Genomic DNA, 22,231 nt, shown 5'->3' on the forward strand with positions numbered 1-22,231 from the left:
GCAGCGGCGCGTCGTTTGCAGGTCACCGCCCCGCGCCCCTAGCATCTTGCCCCCAGCGGCGACCGACCAGGGAAGCGAGCCCCACTGATGCGCATCATCCTGATCGGACCGCCGGGCGCGGGCAAAGGCACCCAGGCCGCCCTGCTGCACAGCGAACTGGGTGTTCCCCACATCTCCACCGGTGTGCTGTTCCGTCAGCACGTCGACGGACAGACCCCGCTCGGCCGACAGGCCGGCCGCTACCTGGACACCGGCGACCTGGTCCCCGACCGCATCACCACCGAGATGGTCGCCCAGCGGCTGGCCGAGCCCGACGCACGGCAGGGCTTCCTGCTGGACGGCTTCCCGCGCACCCTGCCGCAGGCCCGGACCCTGTCCGAGCTGCTGGCCGCGGACGGCCACCGCCTGGACGCGGCCGTGGAGTACACCGTGCCGGACGAGGTGCTCACCGAACGCCTGCTCAGCCGGGCCCGTACCGACGACACCCCCGAGACCATCCGGAACCGCCAGCAGGTCTACCGCACGCAGACCGCCCCACTGCTGCGGTTCTACGCCGACATCCTGCTGACGGTCGACGCCGCCGGACCGGCGGCGGACATCGCCGAGAAGACGCTGGGCCTGCTCAGGCCCTGCGGCTGACCGAGCGGTCGGCCGTGCTGTCGGCCGAGTGGTCAGCGGTGCTGGTGGCCGTGCGGCCTGCCGCGCTGTCGGCCGGCTCCGGGAGCAGCCGTTCGCTCAGCCGCAGCTCCTCCTCGGCGGTGTGCTCGATGTGCTGCATCGCCACCCGGAGCAGCGGCGCGGCCATCACCGACGTGGTGATCGCCACCAGGATGACGATGGTGAAGGTGGCCGTGGTCAGCACCCCCAGGCTCAACCCGGCCGTGGCGATGACGATCTGGATCACACCGCGCGAGTTCAGCCCCGCTCCGACCGCGAGCGTCTCCCACGGCCCGAGGCGTCCGCCGCGCGAACCCAGGTAGACCCCGCCGAACTTGCCCAGCACCGCCGCTGCCAGGACCAGCAGGGCAGTACCGAGCACCACCGGGGAACGGAGCAGGGTCAGGTCGATCCGCAGTCCGGCGGTGGCGAAGAAGAGCGGGGCGAGGACCGCCAGCACCACCTGCCGCAGCGGGGCCAACCTGGCGAGCACGCCGGGGGCGCAGACCCCGATCAGCAGCCCGGCCAGGAACGCGCCGAACATCGCCTCCAGATGCAGCGCCTGGGCGGCAGCCGCGCCCAGCAGCATGATCACCACGCTGGCGGAGATCGTCCCGGCGTCGTCACCCCGGCGCTCGAACCGCGCCATCACCCGGCGGACCAGCGGCCCGCCCAGCACCCGCACCACCGTGACCACGATGACCGTCGAGCCGATGGACCAGAGGATGCTGCCGGCCCGGTTGGTGCCGACGGCGATCGCGGAGACGACGGACAGCAGCAGCCAGCCGACCACGTCGTCCACCATCGCGGCGGCCAGGACCAGTTGGCCGACATTGCGGTGGGTCAGATTCATGTCGGCGAGCGTCTTGGCTATCACCGGCATGGCGCTGACACACAGGGCGACACCGAGGAAGAGCGCGAACACCGGCCGACTGGTGGAGTGCGGGATCAGCGAGGCCGGCAGCACACTGCCGAGTCCGACTCCCAGCAGCAGCGGGAGCAGCAGCCCCGCCGTCGCGATGCTGAGGGTGCTGCCCCGGCGACGGCGGACCAGGGCGAGGTCCACCTCCATCCCGGTGACCCCGACCAGCAGGATCACCCCGAACTGCCCCACCGCGTCCAGCAGGTGGAACTGGGTCGCGGAAGCGGGCAGCAGCCGGTCGAAGAGCGCGGGCGAGAGATGGCCGAGCACCGTCGGCCCCAGCAGCACCCCCGCGCACAACTCCCCCGCCACCGCCGGGAGATGGGCACGTGCGGCCAGTCGGCCCAGAACCAGTGCGACCAGTAGCAGCAGTCCGGCCTGGAGCAGCAGCAGTAACAAACCGTGCGCGGGCAGCGCCACCACGGGGGCGGCGACAGGGGCGGCGAGAGTCGAGGTGGGCACAGGGTCTCCGATCACTCGGGGCGGGCGGCGTTGTACGGGCGGGTGTTGAGCGGGCTGCCATGACAGGTGCGAGAAGCACCCGCGCGCCGTTCCGAACCCGGCCCACGCCCCGACCCTCCGAAGCGCCGACCTGCGCTGACCCTGTGCCAGCCGTCCTCTCAGGACAACTGACGGTACCGATCCAACATCATCACAACCAGGCTCTCCCTCGCCAAAGCCCCGTCAAAGTCACCTCAATGTCACGCCCCCCATGGACGCCGAATGACGTGGGCGTCCACAACCGGTAGCCTCCGCCTCTCGAAACCGAAGGGGTGGAATGCAACAGCAACAGCAGCGCGGGGTCCCGGCCGGGACCGCTCGGGTGCGCGACGACGGACCGCCGATGGAGACCAACAGGTGGTCCCGCTGGGCCGCGATCTGCGGGGTGGTCGCGCTCGTGCCGCTGGGCCTGGGCTTCGGCCTCGCCGGGCTGGTGCAGACCACCCGCAGCGGCCAGCGCGGACGGGGCCTGGCCGTACTCGGAATCGTCGCCTCGGTGGTCTGGTCCTCGGTCCTGTACAGCATGTTCACCCTGCCGGGCATGACCGTCGACCGCAACGCCGACGGCGGGGTGGACAAGGCCCAGTACGCCAGCGTCTTCGACGTCCACACCGGCGACTGCTTCACCTGGGCACCCACCCAGCCCGACGACTCGGTGCAAATGGTCCGGCTCGTCCCCTGCACCCAGACCCACGACGCCCAGGTCTACGACACCCCCGTCCTCCCCCTGACCGGCGCCCAGCCGGAGGCGGCGGCCAAGGACGCCTGCACCACCTCCCCCGCCGCCCACGCCCTGCCGGCCGACGCCAACCTGGGCTTCATCTACCCGCAGAACACCTCGTTCGCCAAGGACACCCGCCGCGTCATCTGCTACACCACCTGAGCCGCCCAGGAACCGAACTGACGCGGCACACGTCTTTCGCCCCATGACTTCTGACCAGCAGCAGGAGCACGCGAGCTCCACCGGGACCGCCTCGTCGTCAGCGGTGGCTGTGGATCCGCCGAAGGCCAACGCCTACGACAGCATCGCCGAGGGGTACACGGCCGAGAACGAAACCAACCTCCTCAATGCCTACTACGAGCGGCCCGCGATACTGGCCCTCGCCGGAGGCGTGGCCGGGCGGCGGATCCTCGACGCCGGCTGCGGCTCAGGGCCCTTGTTCGCGGCGCTGCGCGACCGTGGCGCCACCGTGAGCGGTTTCGACGCGAGCGCCGGGATGCTGGCGCTGGCCCGGCGGCGGCTCGGTGATGGCGCGGACCTGCGGCAGGCCGACCTCGGCGCCCCGCTGCCCTACCCCGACGACACGTTCGACGATGTCGTCGCGTCCCTGGTGCTGCACTACCTGGAGGACTGGGGGCCAGCGCTGGCCGAGCTGCGACGCGTACTCAAGCCCGGTGGTCGGCTGATCGCGTCCGTCGACCACCCCTTCGCGGTCGCCGCCATGCATCGCGAGGCCGGCCGCAAGATCGGGTACTTCGGCACCACCCGCTGGACCGAGGAGTGGACCCTGGGCGGCCAGAGCGCCCTGGTGAGTTTCTGGCACCGGCCGCTGCACGCGATGGTCGAGGCATTCACCGGAGCCGACTTCCGGATCACCGCCATCAGCGAACCGGAGCCCGACCCGGCCGCCCGCGAGCTCTTCCCCGAAGAGATCGCGGAGAAGCCGCGCTTCCTGAGCTTCCTGTTCTTCGTCCTGCACGCCGACTAGCCCCACATTGCCCCCGAAACCACGAGATCCCGCCCGATCACATGGACCGGACGGGATCTCGTCAACCATTCCCGAGCTAACTCAAGAGTGGTTGTTGGGTGGTGGAGCTGAGGGGATTCGAACCCCTGACCCCCTCGATGCGAACGAGGTGCGCTACCGGACTGCGCCACAGCCCCAACAAGAGAAAACTCTATCAGGTCCGCAGGGGTGGTTCGGCACGCTTTTGCTGCTGGTGGGGGCGGGTCATTCGTTGGCGGCGCGGGGGTGGGGGGCGGTGTCGTCGGCGTACTGGTCGAAGAGCGGGGTGGCCGGGGGACGCCGGGGCTTGGCGGTCGGGGCGGGCGGCGGGACGGCGCTGCTGCGGCCCGGGTTCCAGGTCTCCGGGGCGCCCCGGTCCAGGCCGCCGCCGGGGCTGCGGGGGGCGACCGGCGCGGTGACATAGGTGGGCAGCGGCACCGGGACCGGGTCCCAGGACTCGGCGTCCGGGTCGGCCGGGCGCTCCCCCGGGCCGCTGTTCCAGCCGCCGCCCGGCTCGACGGCGTCGTCGTCGCCGTCGTCCGCGTCGTCGCTGTCGGCGGCCTCGACCAGGGCCTGGACGTGGTGGACGCCGGAACCGGCGGCGGTCCGCCCGGCCGGGTGGGCGAAGTCCGGCGGCCGGGTGGCGGGCGGACGATTGGCGGAGGGGCGAGCGGCGGACGGACGGGTGGCCGGCGCGGGGGCCGGTGCGGCGGCGGTGTCCGGCGCGGCAGCGGCACGGCGGCGTTCGCGCTCACGCTCGCGGAGCCGTTGGGCCGCCTCGGCGGCACGGCGGCGGTCGAGCTTGACCTCGAAGCGGCGGCGCTCCTGGCGGCGCAGGTGCCCGATGTAGACGGAGAAGAGCACGGCCGGGATCGCGGGCACCCAGAGCAGGCCGATGCCGCCGACTGCCGCGGCGATCATGCCGAGGGTGAAGATGGCGAAGAGCAGGATGACCATCCGGCGGCGGCGGGCCAGCAGGGTGGCGCGGCGACGCGGGTCGGGATGCCGCCCGGTGTTGGACGCCTGGCCGGTACCGGAGCCAACGCCGGCGGGGCCAACGCCAGCAGAGCCGGGGCCGGAGACGCCTGCCGGCCTGTCGGGACCGACGGACGCGCCGGGTCCGGACGACGCTGCCGTCGGCCTGGCCGCCGCACCTGGGCCGTCAACTGCCCCCGCTGCCGCGGCGGAGCGCTCACGCGCGGGCGCGGGAATCGCCCCGGCGTCGTCGGTAAGCGGGGCACGCGACTGGGCCGACTGCGCCTGCGCCTGCGCCTGCGCACTGTCGTCCTCGATGCCGCGGGAGACCTTCCGCTCCATCGCGGCGCGGCCGGACAGCAGTCGGATCGCGGTGCTGAAGCGTTCGGTGGGGCGGGCCTCGTTGAGCTCGTCCTGCCTGCGGAGCCACATCGGCACCAGATAGGCAGCCCAGGCCCCCACGATCACCGCGTAGATGAGGCCGCTACTGCTCACGCTTCACACCGTACGGGGGGAGGGGAGTGCCTTGCGGCAATTCCGGCCGGTGTGTCGCACCATCGTGTTCATCTCACCCTATTTTTGTCGCTTTGAACGACAGGAAAAGTGCAGTTTCGAACAAGCATACGAATTCACTGCTCCAAATGCTGCTTGTTGCCGCGCCACCGACGCAGCAGGCCCTCCGGCACCTCGTCCGCCGTCAGCGCGAACACCAGATGGTCCCGCCAGCCGCCGTCGATATGCAGATAGCGCGGGCGCATCCCCTCCTCGCGGAAGCCGAGTTTCTCCACCACGCGCCGACTGGGACTGTTCTCGGGACGAATGCAGACCTCGATCCGGTGCAGTCCCATGTTCAGGAAGCAGTGGTCCGCCGCCATCGCCACCGCGGTCGGGATGATGCCGCGTCCGGCGACCGCCTCGTCCACCCAGTAGCCGACGTTCGCCGAGCACATCGACCCCCAGGTGATGCCGCCGACGGTGAGCTGGCCGACCAGTTCGCCCTGGTAGGTGACCACGAACGGCAGCATCCGGCCCGCCTGCGCCTCGGAGCGCAGAAAGCTGACCATCTGTCGGTAGGTCGGCCGCGGCGTCGAGTTGTTCCCCGGCTGGGCCGGCGGGACGGTGGCCTCCCAGCGGTGCAGCCAGTGCCGGTTGCGGGCGCTGACCTCCTGCCAGGTCCTGCGGTCGCGCACCCGGATCGGACGCAGGCCCACCGGGCCCTCGTGCAGCTCGACCGGCCAGAAGGCGTTCAGCGCTCTGCTCCTGACGGTGCATCCAGGTCGGGGCGCGCGTGGTCGCCGCCCCTCACCTGGTCGACGGCGTGGGCGAGCAGCGGCGCGAGGACGGCCAGGCCGTCCTTCACCCCGCCGCTGGAGCCGGGGAGGTTGACGATCAGGGTCCGCCCGGCGAGTCCGGACAGTCCGCGGGAGAGCGCGGCGGTGGGCACCCCGGCCGCGCGTCCCTCGGCCCGGATCGCCTCGGCGATGCCGGGGACCGGACGGTCGATCACCTGGGCGGTCATCTCCGGGGTGAGGTCCATCGGGGTGACGCCGGTGCCGCCGGTGGTGAGGACCACGTCGTAGCCCGCGGCGACGGCGTCCCGCAGCGCGGCGGCGACGGGCTCGCCGTCCGGGACGACCTGCGGTCCGTCGACCCGGAAGCCCATCGCGGTCAGGCCCTCGACCAGCAGCGGGCCGCCCTTGTCGGCGTAGACGCCGGCCGAGGCGCGGTTGGACACGGTGACCGCGAGCGCCCGCCCGGCCGAGGCGGCCCCACCTGCAGCGGCCCCACCTGCAGCGGCTTCGGCTCCGGTTCCGCCACCGGCCGCAGCGGCTCCAGGTCTCGAAGGTTCGGCTTCGGGTCTCACCGGGCGGCTCCGCCCAGCGCCTCACGGTGCCAGTCGCCGCTCTTGCCGCCGGTCTTGGACTCGACCTGGACCGCGTCGATCCGGGCGCCCTTGTCCACGGCCTTGACCATGTCGATCACGGTGAGCCCGGCCACCGCGACCGCGGTGAGCGCCTCCATCTCCACCCCGGTCCGGTCCGCGGTGCGGACCGTCGCGGCGATCTCCACCGCCTCGTCGGTGACCACCAGGTCGACGGTCACCCCGGAGAGGGCGATCGGGTGGCAGAGCGGGATCAGGTCGGGGGTGCGCTTGGCCCCCATGATCCCGGCGATCCGGGCGACCGCGAGCGCGTCGCCCTTGGGCACCCCCTCGCCGCGCAGCAGTTCCACCACCCGGGGGGCCACCAGGACCCGCCCGGTGGCACGGGCGGTCCTCACGGTGGTGGCCTTCTCGGAGACGTCGACCATGCGGGCCGCCCCCGTCGCGTCGACGTGGGTCAACCGGTCACTCTGCGCGTTGCTCAAGGTGTCGTCTCCTGGGGCCGTTGCCGTGCTGCCTCAGGTTATCGCTCGACGACCGGCAACGGCTCCAGCAGGACCACCTGGACCAACTCGTCCTCGGCCGCCGAGGTGCTGTCCTCCGGCAGCACGATCAGCGCGTTGGCCTGGGCCAGCGGCCCGACCAGGTGCGAGCCCGCACCGCCGACCGGGGTGACGCTGCCGGTCTCCCCCGGCTTGCCCAGGACGTAGCGGGCCCGGGCGAACTGCCGGCGGCCGGCCGGGGACTTCATCGCGGCGGTGAGCCGGGCCCGGACGACCGGGCGGTGGATCTCGTCGAGGCCCATCATCGCCCGGATGGCGGGGCGCACGAACAGCTCGAAGGAGAGGTAGGCGCTGACCGGGTTGCCCGGCAGGGCGAACAGCGGGACCCGGTTGTCCAGCAGCCCGAAGCCCTGCGGCTTGCCCGGCTGCATCCGCAGCTTGCGGAAGTCGATCTTCCCCAGCGGCGGGGTGCCGCCGTCCTCGGCCGCCAGCGCCTCCTTGACCACGTCGTAGGCGCCGACGCTGACACCGCCGCTGGTGACCACCAGGTCGGCCCGGCTCAGCTGATCCTCGATCACCTCGCGCAGCCGTTCGGCGTCGTCGGGGACCCCGCCGACCCGGTAGGCGATGGCTCCGGCGTCCTTGGCGGCGGCCGTCAGCGCGAAGCTGTTGGAGTCGCTGATCTGGCCGGGGCCGACCTTGCTGCCGGGCGCGACCAGCTCACTGCCGGTGGACAGCACCACGACCCGGGGCCTCGGCCGGACCTTGACGGTGTCGAGGCCGATCGCGGCGAGCAGTCCGATCTGCGCCGGGCCGAGCACCGTGCCGGCCGGGAGGACCGCCTGGCCGGAGGTGATGTCGTCGCCGCGGCGGCGTACGAAGTCGCCGTTGGCGGCCGGGCGGAACACCTTGACCTCGCCGGACGCGCCCTTGGGCGAGCTGCTCAGCGGCTTCATGCCCACCGCGGCTGTCCTGCCGCCGCTGCCGCCGTCGGTCCACTCGACCGGGACCACGGCCTCGGCGCCGGGGGGCAGCGGGGCGCCGGTCATGATCCGGGCGCACTGGCCCGGGCCCACCACCGGCAGGTTCGCCGCGCCGGCCGCGACATCGCCGACCACGGTGAGCACCGAGGGGTACTCCTCGGTGGCCCCCGAGACGTCGGCGATCCGCACCGCGTAGCCGTCCATGGAGCTGTTGTCGAACGGCGGCAGGTCCACGCCGGCGCTGATCCGCTCGACCGTCAGGCAGCCCTGGGCCTCCAGCAGCTGCATGTCCAGCGGAGGCAGCTGGTGCACCCTGGTCAGGACGTCGGCGAGGTGCTCGTCAACGGTCCAGTACCGTTCCGCGCCGTTGTCGGCGGCGCAGGGGTCACCCTCCGCGGTGTGCGTGTGCGGCGCGTCCTGCTGGTGCTGGTGCCCTGCGGTGGTCGGTCCGTCCGTCACTGTTCTGCCCCCTGCTGCCTCGTCGTCGCGCCGCACGGTCGTTCCCGACGGACCGTACCCGTCCGATCATGCCTGATCGGACTCCTCGTCGTTGCCGAGGAGGTCCAGTTCGCCCTTGCCGACGAACTCCTTGAGCCAACTGCGGAACTCAGGGCCGAGGTCCTCGCGCTCGCAGGCCAGCCGGACGATCGCGCGCAGGTAGTCGCCGCGGTCGCCGGTGTCGTAGCGCCGGCCGGTGAAGATGACGCCGTGCACCGGGCCGCCGCGGCCGGGGGTGCGCTGGGCCAGCACCCGCAGCGCGTCGGTGAGCTGGATCTCGCCGCCGACACCGGGCTTGGTCGCCTGCAGCACCTCGAAGACCGCCGGGTCGAGCACATAGCGGCCGATCACGGCGTAGCTGCTGGGCGCGTCGCCGGGAGCGGGCTTCTCGACCAGGTCGGTGATCCGGACGATCTCACCGTCGGAGCCGACGCTGCCGTGCCACTCGGCCGGCTTGATCGCGGCGCAGCCGTAGAGGTGGGCCTGCGAGGGGTCGACCTCGATCAGCGCGACGACGCTGCCGCCGAGTTCGCGCTGGACCTCGATCATCTTGGCGAGCAGCGGATCCCGCGGGTCGATCAGGTCGTCGCCGAGCAGGACCGCGAAGGGCTGGTCACCGACGTGCGGCTCGGCGCAGAGCACCGCGTGGCCGAGGCCCTTGGGGTCGCCCTGGCGGACGTAGTGCATGGTGGCGAGGTCGCTGGACTCACGGACCCGGTCCAGCCGGGTCTGGTCGCCCTTGCGGATCAGCTGCTCCTCGAGCTCGTAGGCCCGGTCGAAGTGGTCCTCCAGCGGGCGCTTGTTGCGCCCGGTGATCATCAGCACATCGGTCAGGCCGGCCGCCGCGGCCTCTTCCACCACGTACTGGATGGCCGGCTTGTCCACGACAGGAAGCATTTCCTTCGGGGTCGCCTTGGTCGCGGGAAGGAATCGCGTACCCAGACCGGCGGCGGGGATCACGGCCTTGGTGATCTGGCGCGTACGAGCTTTCGTCATACCGCAGACTGTACTGTTCCCGGGCTGCCGACTAGGCCTCCTCCCGCTCTTTGGCGGTCAGATCACACCCTTGGGCAAGCAGTGCGTAAACCGGCTGCGACGTGGATGTTTCCAAAACCTTCACGTGGCCCTGGGGTTGGTCCGCAGCAGTGTCAACGGGAGTTGCCGCCGGGGCCGGCGGGGCGGTCGAAACCGCCGGTGCGGCCGGGGCGGCCGGGGTACGAGCGGCGGCGAGCGCCCGGTCGGCGGCGCGCAGCAGCAGCGCCGCGTGCCCGCCGTCCCTGGGCAGGACCGAGATGCCGATGGCGGCGCTCAGCCCGTTCACCGGAGCCGCCGCGCCCTCCTCGGCAGAACCTCCGACAGCGGAGGCGGCGCCGGCGTCCGGGACCGGGAGCACCGGGACCGAGGGCAGCGCCAGCGGATGCCGGCGCACGGTCCAGCGCAGCCGCTCGGCCACGTGCTCGGCCCCGGCGGCGTCGGTGTCGGGCAGCAGGATCAGGAACTCCTCGCCGCCGTAGCGTCCGAACACATCGGCCTCGCGGACCTCCATGGCCAGCCGCTGGGCCAGGTCGCGCAGTACCGCGCCGCCGCGCTGGTGGCCGTGCTCGCGGCGGATCTCGTCGAATCCCTCGATCTCCAGCAGCAGCAGCGCCAGCCGGTCCTGGCCGTCCGGCCGGGGCTGCCGGGCGCTGCGGGCGATCTCACGGTCCAGCGAGAGCTGGAGGTAGCGGTAGTTCCAGACCCCGGTGAGCGCGTCGGTGTAGGAGGTGCGTTCGAGTTCGGCGCTGCTGCGGCGCAGTCGTTCCAGTTCCTGCCGCAGGCTGAGGGTGTGCGCGGCGGCGGTGTGCCGGGTCCGGCGCAGGGCGGTGGCGGTGAGCCCGACCGCGAGCAGGGCCGCCAGCAGCAGGGCGGCGAGCAGCGCCGACAGGTCCGCCGACAGATCCATCGACATGGGAGGCCCTCTCTCGCTGCGTGCAGACTGGGCAGGCCCCGCTCGCAACCGATCCGAAAGGGTTGCCCATCTGATGGTGAACGACAAGACCGCGCTCAGGTCACGGCTTCTCGCCGCACGCGCCGCGATGTCACCCGAGCAGCGGCAGCAGGCCGCCCTCGCCCTGGGCGAACGGGCGCTCGCCCTGCTGCCGGACCGGCTGCCCGCAGTCGTGGCGGGCTATGTCTCGGTGGGGGCGGAACCGGGCACCCGCGCGCTGCTGGACGCGCTGCGCACGCGGGGCGTACGGGTGCTGCTGCCGGTACTGCTGCCGGACAACGACCTGGACTGGGGCGTGTACGGGGGCGCGGAGACCTTGGTACGGGCGGGCCGGGGGCTGTGGGAGCCGGGGGGCGCGCGCCTCGGCGTCCAGGCGGTGTGCGAGGCCGGCCTGGTGCTGCTGCCGGGCTTGGCCGTGGACCCGGCCGGGGTCCGGCTGGGCCGCGGCGGCGGCAGCTACGACCGGGTGCTGGAACGGCTGGCGGCGGCGGGCTCGGCGGCCCCGCTGGTGACCCTGCTCTACGACCAGGAGGTACTGCCGAGCGTCCCCGCCGAACCGCACGACCGGCGGGTGGACGCGGCGGTGACGCCGTCGAAGACCTATGTCTTCAACGACGCCACCGCCCAAGCTGCAGAATTGAGCTGACGCAGGGTCAGGGATTCAGCACCAGGGTGTCCACCGCCGCCGACTTGACCGCCGCCGCGCTGAACGGCCAGGGCAGCAGCTGGCCGTCGGCCCACAGCTGGGTCTGGTCGTTGTAGTGCGCGTCATAGGCGTGGCCCGAGGCCCCGCCGACGTTGATCCACTGCGAGCCGTCCAGGTCGGACAGGTCCACCACCATCCGCATCGACGGCACCCAGTCCACCTGGTACCCGGCCGAGGCGTTCCAGCCGGCGGCGTCCACCGCCGCGGTGCCGCCGTCCAGCTGGTACGGGCCGCGGTTGAGCAGCTTGTGCACCAGCCCGGAGGCAATGGAGGAGTTGTCGGTGCCGAGGGTCTGCTCCTTCAGCGTCAGGGTGTGGATCCGGCCCCAGCTCCAGGTCCCGATGTCCTTGCCCATCAGCGAGGTCAGCTGGTTGCGGGCGTCCACGATCGCCTTGACCAGTAGCTGGTCCAGGCCCCTGACCTGGGCGTTCTGGCTGTCGGTATAGGTCCACCAGTCGCTGTCCGGGTTCTTCAGCAGCTGGGTCACCACCGTCATCCACTGGTCGCCGCCGTCCGGTTGGGCCTGGTCCGGGCTGCGGGTGCCGCAGACCGAGACCGGCTTGGGCGGCCCGTTCAGGCTGTCCGCCGGGAGGTTGGCGCTGGCCGGCGGCAGCTGCATCACACAGTCCGTGGTGGCCCTGACCTGCGCCGGGAACTTCTCGTCGAAGGCCAGGTGCAGCAGGTTGCTCCAGACCGCGTTGTAGTACGCCGCCGCGGCCGAGCCGGAGTCCTGCTTGTCGTTCCAGTCCCGCAGCAGTTGCAGCGCGTCCTGGTAGTAGGGCTTGGCGTAGGCGGCCGGCAGCTTCACCTGCAGCAGCTTGGGCACCAGGGTCTTGGCCATCACGCTGGTGTCGTCCAGCTGCATCGACTGCATGTCCTCGGGCGAGATCTTCCCGCCGTTCGCCAGCTTGGCCCTGATCAGGGCATTGATCTGGGTGGAGCGGACGCCGTAGTCCCAGTCGTCGGTCAGCTCGTAGGGGTAACTGGAGTCGACCACCGCCTGGTTGGCGGTCACGATGTAGCCGGCCGCGGGGTTCTCCACGTACGGCAGCGACTTCTGCGGAATCATCTTCTTCCACTGGTAGGCGCTGCTCCAGCCGGGCTGCGGATAGGTCCCGTCGTCGCCCGCCGGGCGGATCGGGATCTGGCCCGGCGCCTGGTAGCCGATGTTGCCCTGGGTGTCGGCGTAGATCAGGTTCTGCGCGGGCACCGCGAAGTCCCTGGCCGCGGCCTGGAACCCCTTGAAGTCGGTGGCCCGGTCCAGCTCGAACACGGAGTCCATGGTGTTGCTGGGCGTCAGCGCGGTCCACTTCAGGGCGATGGCGTAACCCCCGCCGCGGGCCGGGGCGTTGCCCGACACCGGGGCGTCCTGGCCGACGTTCTGCTCCTCGGTGCTGTGGTCGGAGATGATCGGCATACCGTCGGCGGTGCTGCGCACGGTGACCGTCTGGTCGGGGCCGCCGGCCACCTTGAGCGTCACCGTACGGGTCTTGAAGGCGACCTGCTTGCCGTCCAGCAGATAGGTGTCGGGGCTGGTGACCTGCTCCAGGTAGAGGTCCTGGACGTCGGCGCCGAGGTTGGTGAAGCCCCAGGAGATGCTCTGGTTGTGGCCGATCACCACCCCGGGCATCCCGGCGAAGGTGTAGCCGGTCACGTCGTACGGGCAGGCCGCGCTGACGGTGTTGCAGTGCAGCCCCATCTGGTACCAGATGGATGGCAGCCCCGGGCCGAGGTGCGGGTCGTTGGCCAGCAGCGGCTCACCGGTGGTGGTGTGCTCCCCGGACACCACCCAGGAGTTGGAGCCGATGCCCTGTCCCGGTGTGCCCAGCATCGCCGGGATGCTGTCGATGTTCGCGGCGAGCTGGGTCGCGGCCTGGTTCAGCCCCTGGACCGTGCCGCTGCTGCGGTAGGAGGCGTTGGTCCCGGTCGTCCCGCCACCGCCGCCGGTACCGGTGCCCTGCCCCGAGGTCCCGTCGCCGGCCGCGGGGGTGTAGGTCCCGTCGCTGCCGACCGTCCCGGTCTTCAGGATGGTCGGGCTGGTGGCGTACGGGTAGGACGGGTAGAGCTGGGCGATCTGCTGGGTGCTCAGGCTCTGCGACAGCAGCGAGCGGTCGACCTCCTGCTGCATGTTGCCGCTGAGGTCCCAGGCCATGGCCTTCAGCCAGGACACCGAGTCCACCGGCGTCCACGGGGCCGGCTTGTAGCCGCCGTACGCGACGCCGAGCAGCCCGTACTCCAGGGAGGCCCCCGCGCCCCCGGGGTGCTGGCCGAGCCAGGTGTTGACGCCGGCCGAGAACGCCTGCAGGTACTGCTTGGTGGTGGCGCTGAGCTTGGTGTCGTACTCGGTCTGCGCGACCTGGCGCCAGCCCATGGTCTGGATGAAGGTGTCGGTCTGCACCTGGGACTTGCCGAACATCGAGGACAGCGTGCCCGAGGTGATGTGGCGGTCCACGTCCATCTGCCAGAACCTGTCCTGCGCCTGGACGAAGCCCTGGGCCATGAAGAGGTCGGCGGGGGTGTTCGCGTAGATCTGCGGGATGCCCTTGCCGTCGCGGATCACGGTGACCGGACCGGACAGGCCCTTGAGCTGGATGGTGCCGGTGGTCTGCGGGAACGAGGACTTGACCGTCCTCACCCCCAGCCATCCACCGACCGCTCCGCCGACGACCAGCAGCAGCGCGAGCAGGATCACCAGCAGTCGGAACCGCCGGAACTTCTTGGTGCGGGGCATCAGGGTCCTTGTGGGGCAGGGGCTCGTCCGCCGCCGTGCGGTGCGATGCGGCGGAGCCGACGCTAACACCTGAACCGGAACCCGCTGCGACCGGTACGGGCGCATCGGGAATACCAAGGGAAGGTAAAATACTGTACTGAGCAACGAACAGCGCATTGAACAGAGCCACATCTGACTCCTGTCGCGAGGTGCACCTGAGTGACCGTCCACCATCTCGACACCCTGCTGCTCGCCTTCTCCCTCATCCTGCTGGTCGCCGTCGCCGCCGTGCGACTGGCCTCCCGCAGCGGACTGCCCAGCCTGCTGCTCTACCTCGGCATCGGTGTCGCGCTCGGCCAGGACGGCCTCGGCATAGCCTTCGACGACGCCTCGCTCACCCAGGTCCTCGGCTACGCGGCGCTGGTGGTGATCCTCGCCGAGGGCGGGCTCGGCACCTCCTGGACCGAGATCCGGCCGTCCGTCCCGGCCGCCGCGGTGCTCGCCACGGTCGGCACCGGCGTCAGCGTGGTGGTGACCGCGCTGGGCGCGCACCTGCTCACCGGCGCCGACTGGCGGCTCTCACTGCTGCTCGGCGCGGTGGTCTCGTCCACCGACGCCGCCGCCGTCTTCTCGGTGCTGCGCCGGGTGCCGCTGCCGTCCCGGCTCAGCGGCCTGCTGGAGGCCGAATCCGGCTTCAACGACGCCCCCGTGGTCATCCTGGTGGTCGCCTTCGCCACCACCGGACCCATCGACAGCTGGTACCTCCTGCTCGGCTCCATCGTCATGCAGCTCGCCATCGGCCTGGTGGCCGGGCTCGCCGTGGGCCGGCTCGGCGCGCTGGCGCTGCGCCGGGTCGCGCTGCCCTCCTCCGGGCTCTACCCGATCGCCGTGGTCGCGCTGACCCTGCTCGCCTACGCCGGCGGGGCGCTGCTGCACGGGTCGGGCTTCCTCGCCGTCTACATCTGCGCGCTGATCCTCGGCAACTCCCGGCTGCCGCACGGCCCCGCCACCCGCGGCTTCACCGAGGGCCTGGCCTGGATCGCCCAGATCGGGATGTTCGTGCTGCTCGGCCTGCTGGTCAACCCGCACACCATGGTCGACGCGATCGTCCCCGCGCTGGTGGTCGGACTGGTGCTGGTGTTCCTGGCCCGGCCGGCCTCGGTGCTGGTCACGCTGACCCCGTTCCGGATCCCCTGGCGCGAGCAGGCCCTGCTGTCCTGGGCCGGGCTGCGCGGGGCGGTGCCCATCGTGCTGGCCACCATCCCGGTGGTCACCGACGTGCCGGGGGCGGACCAGCTGTTCAACACCGTCTTCCTGCTGGTGGTGGTGTTCACCCTGGTCCAGGGCCCGACCCTGCCCTGGGTGGCCCGCACCCTGGGTATCGGCAACCCCGCCCAGGCGGACCGGCTGGACGTCGAGTCCGCGCCGCTGGAACGGCTGCACGGGCACCTGCTGTCGCTCTCGCTGGGGCCCGGATCCCGGCTGGCCGGCGTCGAGGTCGCCGAGCTGCGGCTGCCCAAGGGCGCGGCGGTGACCCTGGTGGTCCGCGACGAGACCAGCTTCGTACCGGGCCCGACCACCGTGCTGCGCCCGGGCGACGACCTGCTGGTGGTCGCCACCGACCAGGTCCGGGACCGGGCCGAGCGGCGGCTGCGGGCGGTCGACCGGGCCGGCAAGCTGGCCGGATGGCTCGACCGCAGGAGCGAGTACTGACGGGCTCGGGGCTCGCTCACGGCCTGCCGCAGGCACAGTGTTGTCACAGCTCACAGCGGTCACGGTGGACTATCGCCGTGGAATACCGCATCATGGACCGTCGTTAGCACTCATCAGGCGAGAGTGCCAGGAGGAAACACAGTGCCGACGTACCAGTACCAGTGCACCGAGTGCGGCAACGGACTCGAAGCCGTCCAGAAGTTCACGGACGACGCACTCACGATCTGCCCCCAGTGCGACGGCAGGCTGCGCAAGATCTACTCCGCCGTCGGCGTGGTCTTCAAGGGCAGCGGCTTCTACCGCACCGACAGCCGCTCCTCGTCGAGCAGCACGGTGAGCGCGGCCAAGCCGGCCGGAGAGTCCTCTTCGTCCTCGGCGCCGTCCACGTCGTCGTCGACCCCGGCCCCTGCCTCGACGTCCTCGTCGTCGTCTTCTTCTTCGTCGAACTCGTCCTCGTCCTCGTCGAAGCCCAGCAGCGGATCGGGCAAGAGCGCCTGACTTCGTATGCTGCGGGACATGACCATCCCTCAGCAGAGCACCCCCGCCGCCGAGATCGGCGTCATCGGCGGCACCGGCCTGTACGCGCTCGTGGACGACCTCGTCGAGGTCTCCGTGGACACCCCGTACGGGCCGCCGAGCGACTCGCTCTTCGTCGGCGCGATGGCCGGGCGGCAGGTCGCCTTCCTGCCCCGGCACGGCCGCGCGCACCGGATCCCGCCGCACCGGATCAACTACCGGGCCAACCTCTGGGCGCTGCGCTCCCTCGGCGTGCGCCAGGTGCTCGGCCCCTGCGCCACCGGCGGCCTGCGGCCCGCCTACGGGCCCGGCACGCTGCTGGTGCCGGACCAGTTCGTGGACCGCACCTCCGGCCGCCCGCAGACCTTCTACGACGGCGAGCAGCGCACCGACGGGCTGACGCCCGAGGTGGTGCACGTCTCCGCCGCCGACCCCTACTGCCCGACCGGCCGCGCCAGCGCGCTCAAGGCCGCCGCGGCGGCGGACTGGGAGCCGGTGGACGGCGGGACCCTGGTGGTCATCGAGGGCCCGCGCTTCTCCACCCGGGCCGAGTCCCGCTGGTACGGGGCGCAGGGCTGGTCGGTGGTCGGCATGACCGGCCACCCCGAAGCCGTGCTGGCCCGTGAGCTGGGGCTCTGCTACACCTCGATCGCCCTGGTCACCGACCTGGACGCGGGTGTGGAGGCCGGCGAGGGAGTGACCCACACCGAGGTGCTGCGGGTGTTCGCCGGAAGCATCGACCGGCTCCGCGGGGTACTCCAGGGCGCGGTCGCGGGCCTGCCGGCCACCGCGGACCGGGACTGCGTCTGCTCGCACGCCCTGGACGGGCTGGAAACCGGCCTGGGCTTCTGACCCCGGCCCGCCCCGGCTCCGGCCGTGGCGGCGGCGGTCAGTACGGCGATGCGGAGGTCACTCCTGCGGGTGGCGGAGTTGTCCACACCCCCCGACTTGTCCACAGGGCCTGGCCAGGGGGCTGATCCGGCTTGCGGAACGGGACAGAGTGAAGGCATCCGCACCGGCTCCGGTCGGCGCGGATGCCGACTCCCCTCCCCCATCCGCAGGTGGTGACCAGCCATGTCCGCAATGATCGACAGCCCGGTCCGGCAGTTGAACCGGCATCGTGCCCACTCGCTCCGCCCCGGCCCCGGCCGGGACGCCCCGGCCGCCGTGCCCGTTCCTGACCCCGTTCTGGAGCCGGCCCCGGCCGCGGCCCCGGTCTGGACCGCGGAGGACGCCTGGGACGACAAGGCCTGGGACGAGGAGATCACAGAGCCAACCCCTGCCCCGGCCCCCGCCGTCGCCACAGTCCCCACCTTCACCTCGGCCCCCGCCGTCACCTCGGCCCCCGCCGTCGCCCCTGAACCCGCCGTAGGCGCCCGCCCCGCGCTGGACCCGTACCCCGCCGCCCTTCCCGGTGACGGGCTCGCGGTACCGGCCAGACGGACGGTGGCGCTGTTCCCACCGATCCGGGCCGGCGGCGGCCGGCACCGCCTGCCCGCCGCCGTACGCCGAAGGCCGGGGCCGATCGCGGCCGGGCTGATGGTCGCGGCGACCACCCTCGCGGCGGGAACGCTGCGGCTGTCCGCGCCGCTCCCGGTCCACTCGGCGGCGAGCACGGGACACCAGTGCGGCCCCCTCCTGCCGGGTGAACCCTGCGGGTGAAGCCGCAGCGCGCCCCACCCTGCGCTCCGCCCCGGAAGTCCCGCCATCGCCGCAGGTAGGAGCATTCCGCCGGAGCGCGGGACGAACGCCCGCTGCGCCGTACGGGTGAACTCCGCAGGCGCCGAACGGCCGAGTCGCTGCCGTAGGTTCCGCAGCACCCCCACTCGACCAACGGCAGCAGTAAGGAAGTCACCCGTTGAAGGGCTTCAAGGCATTCCTGCTGCGCGGAAACGTCCTCGACCTCGCGGTCGCGGTCGTCATCGGCGCAGCGTTCACCACCGTCATCAACTCAGTGGTCAATGGCGTGATCAACCCGATCGTGGGCGCCTTCGGCACCTCTGATCTCAATGACTACAAGTCGTGCCTCAAGGGCCCCTGCGTGCCCGACGGCCACGGCGGCACCACCGGCATCCAGATCGCCTGGGGCTCGGTCCTGGGCTCGATCCTCCAGTTCGTGATCACCGCCGCGGTGGTCTACTTCTTCATCGTGCTCCCGGCCGGCAAGCTGATGGCGCGCTTCGCCGCGCGGAAGAAGCTGGAGGAGGACGCCCTGGCAGCCGCCGAGATCACCGAGCTCAGGCTGCTCGGCGAGATCCGCGACCTGCTGGCCCGCCAGGCCTGACCCACCCCGCAGCAGACGCAGTTACGGCAGCAAACGCAGCAGGGCCGGGGCGACGAAGCCCCGGCCCTGCTCTTGTACCAACACCCTTGCGTCAATACCTCTTGCATCAACCGCCGTGGTGCGGCGGGGTCTCACGGCGGTACCAGGCCTCGTCGCGGTCGGACTCGCCGCCGCCCCAGCCGCTGTCCGAGTCGTCGGCGCTCGGGCGGCTCAGCGGATCGTCGAAGACCAGCGCCGGGCGCTCCGGCCTCTGCTCGGTGCTGTCGGTGTCGGTGTCGTCTGCCATGTCAGCAGCATAGGGAGTGCTCATGCTGCTTCGAAGCCCGAGTGGTCGGCGATCTTCCGGAGCTCGGCCAGGGCGTGCTTCTCTATCTGCCGGATCCGCTCACGGGTGAGGCCGTGCTGCTTGCCGACCTCGGTGAGGGTGCGCTCGCGTCCGTCCTCCATCCCGTAGCGGGAGCGGATGATCGAGGCGGTGCGCTGGTCGAGACGGCCGATCAGGTCCTCCAGCTCCTCACGGCGGAGCATGACCAGGACGGCGTCCTCCGGGGAGGTCGCACCGGTGTCCTCGACCAGGTCGCCGAACTGGGTCTCGCCGTCGTCGTCGACGGTCATGTTCAGGCTGACCGGGTCACGGGCCCAGTCCAGCACGTCCTTGATCCGCTCGACGGTGGTGTCCAGTTCCGCGGCGACCTCGGAGTGCTCGACATCGCGGCCGAGTTCCTTGGACTTCTCCCGCTGGACCCGGCGGATCCGGCCGAGCTCCTCGACCAGGTGGACCGGGAGGCGGATGGTGCGGGACTGGTCGGCGATCGAGCGGGTGATCGCCTGACGGATCCACCAGGTGGCATACGTGGAGAACTTGAAGCCCTTGCCGAAGTCGAACTTCTCGACGGCACGGACCAGGCCCGCGTTGCCCTCCTGGATCAGGTCGAGCAGCGGGAGCCCGCTGCGCGGGTAACGGCGGGCGACCGCCACCACAAGACGGAGGTTGGAACGGATGAAGACGTCCTTGGCGCGGGCGCCGTCCTCGGCCATGGCACGAAGTTCCTCTTCGCTCGCCCCGGCCGCGGTGTCGCCGGTCGCCAGCAGATGCTCGGCGAAGACGCCCGCTTCGATACGGGTGGAGAGCTCGACCTCCTGGGCGGCGTCGAGCAACGGTGTCCGGGCGATCTCGTCGAGGTACATGCCGACGAGGTCGCGGTCGGCCTCACCTGCGGTGGGACGCGCGTTGCGGGTCCGATCCGCCTTGTCGCGGACGACGGCACGGGTGGCCATGCTTACTCCCCTTCGGAGGCGGGACGGGCCTGGCTGACCCGTTCTTTGCTGCCTTTCATAACGATGTAACGACCAGAATCCGGACATCATTCCCAAGCTGCGGATTTTCGTCTTCCGTTGCAGTACCCTGGTCGATTTCGCAGAATATTCCTGCGCAGAGTGTCCGGTCGGTCACAGACGGATCGCACGGGGCCGCTACGGCGCCCTGCACTGACTGGAACGATTCTCCGCTCGGCCTTGGTTCCTCGCGCGTCGGCGACTCGTCGGCAGACAGCAGGCAGCGGACAGCAGACCGCCCGCCGTCCCGCCCGGGCACGGGGCCGGGCGGGACGGCGGGCAGCAGGACGGGCGGTGCGACAGGCAGCGGGGCAGGCGGCGCCGGAGCTCAGCTGCCGGCGTACTGGCGCCCGGCGAAGCGGCGGAGGAAGCCGTCGCCGACATTGGCCGTGACGCTGTAGTCGTAACGGCCCGCGACGCTGGTCAGGGTGCCGGTCCAGCTGCCGCCGGCGGCCACGGTGACCTGGCGGGAGCTGCCGCCGCTCGCGCCCTGGGCGACATTGGCGCCGATGGTGAAGACAGCGGCGACCGTGCCCGCGTTGGTCAGGTGCAGGGTCTGGGTGGCGCCGTCCCCGGCGTCCACGGCGTAGGCCTCGGGGTGCGCCTTGGTGGTGCTGGTCCACGTCCGGACGTCGCCCTGGAAGCCGCGGAGGTAGCCGTCGGGCCCGTGCAGGTCCACGTCGTAGAGGCCGCCGCCGTAGGTGAGGGCGCTGAAGTAGTCGGAGATGCTGCCGCCGGCCGGGAGGGTGTAGCGCCAGTCGGCATAGGTGCGGTGGTTGACGGTGTAGGCGGCGAACCCCGCGCCGAGGGAGCCGAGGCCGACCGTCTTGAACCAGAAGCGGTTGGTGGAGGTGTCGGTCCAGGAGGTGGTGTCGAAGCGGTAGCCCACCGGCAGCGCCGGGCGGTCCCCCGACTCCTGGGCCGGGGTGGTGGAGCTGGACGGCGCGGTGGCCGCCGGGAGGGACTTCTCGGCGTCACAGGCGGCGACCAGGGCAGCGGTGTCGGGCAGCGTGGTCGGAAAGGCGGTCGGAGTGGTGGAGAAGCTGAAGGCGGAGGTGAGGTCGCCGCAGACCTGGCGGCGCCAGGCGGAGATGTTGGGCTCGGTGACGCCGCTCCAACGCTCCACGAACTGCAGTACCGAGGTGTGGTCGAAGGTCTGCGAGCAGACCTTGCCGCCGCTGCTCCAGGGCGAGATCACGGTCATCGGCACCCGCGGGCCGAGCCCGATCGGGTTGCCGCTGATGAACTCGTCGGCCGTCCCGGTCGGCGGAACCGGAGGGACGACATGATCGAAGAAGCCGTCGTTCTCGTCGAAGTTGAGGAAGACCGCGGTCTTGGCCCAGACCGCCGGGACCGAGGCGAGCGCGTCCAGGATGCCGTTGACGTAGTTCGCGCCGTAGGCCGGCGGGTTGGCCGGGTGCTCGGACTTCGCCGTCGGCGCGACCACCCAGGAGACCGCGGGCAGGTTCCCGGCCAGGACGTCGGCCTTGAAGTCGGCGATCGAGTCGGCCGAGTGGACCATGCCCCGGGTGTGCAGCGGCGAGCTGGTGGCCGCGTTCTTGAACTGGGTGAACCAGGCCAGGGGGTTGTCGTCGAAGTTGTCGGCCTCCTGGTAGACCTTCCAGCTGAGCCCGGCGGCCTGCAGCCGCTCCGGGTAGGTGGTCCAGGTGTAGCCCTTCTCGCTGTTGTCGGTGACCGGGCCGCCGCCGGTGCCGTTGGGGTCGATCCAACCCGACCACTGGTAGAGCCGGTTGGGGTTGGTGGGGCCCTGCACCGAGCAGAAGTACTGGTCGCAGATGGTGAAGGCGTCGGCCAGCGCGTACTGCCAGGGGATGTCGGCGCGGGCGTAGTAGCCCATCGTGGTCTTGGTCTTGGCGGGGATCCAGTTGTTGTAGAGGCCGCCGTTCCAGGCCGAGTGGGTGCCGGACCAGGAGTGGTCCAGGTCCACGATGCGCTGCGCGTTGGTGGTGGCGGTGTCGAGGTGCCACGGCTGGAGCACGCTGCCGCCGCTCGGACCGCTGGTGGTCTGGTGGAACACGTCGGAGCCGTTCGGGAAGCGCAGCAGCGAGGTGTCTCCGAAGCCGCGGACGCCGGAGAGCTTGCCGTAGTAGTGGTCGAAGGAGCGGTTCTCCTGCATGAAGATCACCACATGCGCGATGTCGTTGATCGAGCCGGATCCGGACGTCGTCGCGGCGGCGGCTCGGAGCACGGACGCGGGCAGCGCGTTGACGCCGACTGCGGCGGTCGCGGCGGCGCTCGCACCGAGGAAGGTGCGGCGGGAGAGCGAAGGCATGAGTTCCTCCGGAAGCACGGAAGCGAGGGGGCTTTCGCA

Annotated in this window: 21 protein-coding genes and 1 tRNA gene; 9 read left to right on the top strand and 13 right to left on the bottom strand. The window is 71.5% G+C overall.

Going from position 1 to position 22,231, the window contains the following annotated elements:
* Positions 1–87: 87 nt before the first annotated feature.
* Positions 88–639, top strand: a complete 552-nt coding sequence (locus ACEZDG_RS31675) for an adenylate kinase (protein ID WP_380516362.1) — start codon at positions 88–90, stop codon at positions 637–639.
* Here ACEZDG_RS31675 and ACEZDG_RS31680 read toward each other — a convergent pair.
* Entirely contained in the window at positions 623–2,041 is a 1,419-nt protein-coding gene (locus ACEZDG_RS31680) for a cation:proton antiporter (RefSeq protein ID WP_380516365.1), read from the bottom strand. The genes ACEZDG_RS31675 and ACEZDG_RS31680 overlap by 17 nt on opposite strands.
* A 316-nt stretch (positions 2,042–2,357) precedes the next feature.
* Here ACEZDG_RS31680 and ACEZDG_RS31685 point away from each other — a divergent pair, with 316 nt between their 5' ends.
* Both ACEZDG_RS31685 and ACEZDG_RS31690 read left to right on the top strand, forming a co-directional pair.
* Positions 2,358–2,963 carry a DUF4190 domain-containing protein gene (locus ACEZDG_RS31685; protein WP_380516368.1) on the top strand — a complete coding sequence of 202 codons (606 nt, stop codon included), beginning with the start codon at positions 2,358–2,360 and terminating at the stop codon, positions 2,961–2,963.
* A gap of 43 nt (positions 2,964–3,006) precedes the next feature.
* Positions 3,007–3,789 carry a class I SAM-dependent methyltransferase gene (locus ACEZDG_RS31690; RefSeq protein ID WP_380516371.1) on the top strand — a complete coding sequence of 261 codons (783 nt, stop codon included), beginning with the start codon at positions 3,007–3,009 and terminating at the stop codon, positions 3,787–3,789.
* 99 nt (positions 3,790–3,888) lie between these two features.
* Here ACEZDG_RS31690 and ACEZDG_RS31695 read toward each other — a convergent pair.
* The 8 genes from ACEZDG_RS31695 to ACEZDG_RS31730 form a co-directional block, all read right to left on the bottom strand.
* A tRNA-Ala gene (locus ACEZDG_RS31695) sits at positions 3,889–3,965 on the bottom strand.
* A 67-nt stretch (positions 3,966–4,032) separates the two neighbouring features.
* Entirely contained in the window at positions 4,033–5,277 is a 1,245-nt protein-coding gene (gene sepX / locus ACEZDG_RS31700; protein ID WP_380516373.1) for a divisome protein SepX/GlpR, read from the bottom strand.
* A 134-nt stretch (positions 5,278–5,411) separates the two neighbouring features.
* On the bottom strand, positions 5,412–6,032 hold the full coding sequence (locus ACEZDG_RS31705) for a GNAT family N-acetyltransferase (protein ID WP_380516566.1): 621 nt from the start codon (positions 6,030–6,032) through the stop codon (positions 5,412–5,414).
* The gene (locus ACEZDG_RS31710; RefSeq protein ID WP_380516376.1) at positions 6,029–6,517 is read right to left on the bottom strand and encodes a MogA/MoaB family molybdenum cofactor biosynthesis protein; all 489 of its coding nucleotides are present in this window, start codon (positions 6,515–6,517) and stop codon (positions 6,029–6,031) included. The genes ACEZDG_RS31705 and ACEZDG_RS31710 overlap by 4 nt, the downstream gene beginning before the upstream one ends.
* A 125-nt stretch (positions 6,518–6,642) precedes the next feature.
* Positions 6,643–7,092, bottom strand: a complete 450-nt coding sequence (moaC, locus tag ACEZDG_RS31715) for a cyclic pyranopterin monophosphate synthase MoaC (protein WP_380516569.1) — start codon at positions 7,090–7,092, stop codon at positions 6,643–6,645.
* Positions 7,093–7,187: 95 nt separating this feature from the next.
* Positions 7,188–8,609, bottom strand: coding sequence for a molybdotransferase-like divisome protein Glp (gene glp, locus ACEZDG_RS31720; protein ID WP_380516379.1), 1,422 nt, complete (start codon positions 8,607–8,609; stop codon positions 7,188–7,190).
* A gap of 66 nt (positions 8,610–8,675) precedes the next feature.
* Positions 8,676–9,644 carry a UTP--glucose-1-phosphate uridylyltransferase gene (locus tag ACEZDG_RS31725; RefSeq protein WP_380516382.1) on the bottom strand — a complete coding sequence of 323 codons (969 nt, stop codon included), beginning with the start codon at positions 9,642–9,644 and terminating at the stop codon, positions 8,676–8,678.
* A 31-nt stretch (positions 9,645–9,675) separates the two neighbouring features.
* Complete coding sequence (locus tag ACEZDG_RS31730; protein ID WP_380516384.1) at positions 9,676–10,596, bottom strand: GGDEF domain-containing protein; 921 nt, start codon at positions 10,594–10,596, stop codon at positions 9,676–9,678.
* Positions 10,597–10,669: 73 nt separating this feature from the next.
* Between ACEZDG_RS31730 and ACEZDG_RS31735 the strand changes: the two genes are divergently transcribed.
* On the top strand, positions 10,670–11,281 hold the full coding sequence (locus tag ACEZDG_RS31735; protein ID WP_380516387.1) for a 5-formyltetrahydrofolate cyclo-ligase: 612 nt from the start codon (positions 10,670–10,672) through the stop codon (positions 11,279–11,281).
* Positions 11,282–11,288: 7 nt separating this feature from the next.
* Here the strand turns inward: ACEZDG_RS31735 and ACEZDG_RS31740 are convergent, their stop codons facing one another.
* Complete coding sequence (locus tag ACEZDG_RS31740) at positions 11,289–14,072, bottom strand: penicillin acylase family protein (RefSeq protein WP_380516389.1); 2,784 nt, start codon at positions 14,070–14,072, stop codon at positions 11,289–11,291.
* 198 nt (positions 14,073–14,270) lie between these two features.
* On the opposite strand from ACEZDG_RS31740, the gene ACEZDG_RS31745 reads away from it, so the two are divergent.
* From ACEZDG_RS31745 to mscL, 5 genes are all read left to right on the top strand, one after another.
* Positions 14,271–15,764, top strand: coding sequence for a potassium/proton antiporter (locus ACEZDG_RS31745; RefSeq protein ID WP_380516391.1), 1,494 nt, complete (start codon positions 14,271–14,273; stop codon positions 15,762–15,764).
* Positions 15,765–15,905: 141 nt separating this feature from the next.
* Positions 15,906–16,262, top strand: coding sequence for an FmdB family zinc ribbon protein (locus ACEZDG_RS31750; protein WP_380516394.1), 357 nt, complete (start codon positions 15,906–15,908; stop codon positions 16,260–16,262).
* 18 nt (positions 16,263–16,280) lie between these two features.
* Complete coding sequence (locus ACEZDG_RS31755) at positions 16,281–17,132, top strand: S-methyl-5'-thioadenosine phosphorylase (protein ID WP_380516397.1); 852 nt, start codon at positions 16,281–16,283, stop codon at positions 17,130–17,132.
* Positions 17,133–17,354: 222 nt separating this feature from the next.
* Positions 17,355–17,942 (top strand): hypothetical protein, encoded by a 588-nt coding sequence (locus ACEZDG_RS31760; protein ID WP_380516399.1) that lies wholly within the window; start codon positions 17,355–17,357, stop codon positions 17,940–17,942.
* 196 nt (positions 17,943–18,138) lie between these two features.
* A complete protein-coding gene (mscL, locus tag ACEZDG_RS31765) occupies positions 18,139–18,564 on the top strand; it encodes a large conductance mechanosensitive channel protein MscL (RefSeq protein WP_380516402.1) in 426 nt (141 codons plus the stop codon).
* A 106-nt stretch (positions 18,565–18,670) separates the two neighbouring features.
* Here mscL and ACEZDG_RS31770 read toward each other — a convergent pair whose 3' ends face one another.
* The 3 genes from ACEZDG_RS31770 to ACEZDG_RS31780 form a co-directional block, all read right to left on the bottom strand.
* Positions 18,671–18,850 (bottom strand): hypothetical protein, encoded by a 180-nt coding sequence (locus ACEZDG_RS31770; protein WP_380516405.1) that lies wholly within the window; start codon positions 18,848–18,850, stop codon positions 18,671–18,673.
* 20 nt (positions 18,851–18,870) lie between these two features.
* Positions 18,871–19,842: a sigma-70 family RNA polymerase sigma factor gene (locus tag ACEZDG_RS31775; protein WP_380516407.1), complete on the bottom strand. Its 972-nt coding sequence runs from the start codon at positions 19,840–19,842 to the stop codon at positions 18,871–18,873.
* Between the two features lie 385 nt (positions 19,843–20,227).
* On the bottom strand, positions 20,228–22,192 hold the full coding sequence (locus ACEZDG_RS31780; RefSeq protein WP_380516409.1) for a phosphocholine-specific phospholipase C: 1,965 nt from the start codon (positions 22,190–22,192) through the stop codon (positions 20,228–20,230).
* Positions 22,193–22,231: the final 39 nt, after the last annotated feature.

The organism is Streptacidiphilus alkalitolerans (assembly GCF_042511045.1).
GTDB classification, from domain to species: Bacteria; Actinomycetota; Actinomycetes; order Streptomycetales; family Streptomycetaceae; genus Streptacidiphilus; species Streptacidiphilus alkalitolerans.

Coding starts and splice junctions, on each gene's coding strand:
- ACEZDG_RS31675 (WP_380516362.1), top strand. CDS start 88: ATGCGCATCATCCTGATCGGACCGCCGGGCGCGGGCAAAGGCACCCAG.
- ACEZDG_RS31685 (WP_380516368.1), top strand. CDS start 2,358: ATGCAACAGCAACAGCAGCGCGGGGTCCCGGCCGGGACCGCTCGGGTG.
- ACEZDG_RS31690 (WP_380516371.1), top strand. CDS start 3,007: ATGACTTCTGACCAGCAGCAGGAGCACGCGAGCTCCACCGGGACCGCC.
- moaC (WP_380516569.1), bottom strand. CDS start 7,092: ATGGTCGACGTCTCCGAGAAGGCCACCACCGTGAGGACCGCCCGTGCC.
- ACEZDG_RS31725 (WP_380516382.1), bottom strand. CDS start 9,644: ATGACGAAAGCTCGTACGCGCCAGATCACCAAGGCCGTGATCCCCGCC.
- ACEZDG_RS31730 (WP_380516384.1), bottom strand. CDS start 10,596: ATGTCGATGGATCTGTCGGCGGACCTGTCGGCGCTGCTCGCCGCCCTG.
- ACEZDG_RS31735 (WP_380516387.1), top strand. CDS start 10,670: ATGGTGAACGACAAGACCGCGCTCAGGTCACGGCTTCTCGCCGCACGC.
- ACEZDG_RS31740 (WP_380516389.1), bottom strand. CDS start 14,072: ATGCCCCGCACCAAGAAGTTCCGGCGGTTCCGACTGCTGGTGATCCTG.
- ACEZDG_RS31755 (WP_380516397.1), top strand. CDS start 16,281: ATGACCATCCCTCAGCAGAGCACCCCCGCCGCCGAGATCGGCGTCATC.
- ACEZDG_RS31760 (WP_380516399.1), top strand. CDS start 17,355: ATGTCCGCAATGATCGACAGCCCGGTCCGGCAGTTGAACCGGCATCGT.
- ACEZDG_RS31770 (WP_380516405.1), bottom strand. CDS start 18,850: ATGGCAGACGACACCGACACCGACAGCACCGAGCAGAGGCCGGAGCGC.
- ACEZDG_RS31775 (WP_380516407.1), bottom strand. CDS start 19,842: ATGGCCACCCGTGCCGTCGTCCGCGACAAGGCGGATCGGACCCGCAAC.
- ACEZDG_RS31780 (WP_380516409.1), bottom strand. CDS start 22,192: ATGCCTTCGCTCTCCCGCCGCACCTTCCTCGGTGCGAGCGCCGCCGCG.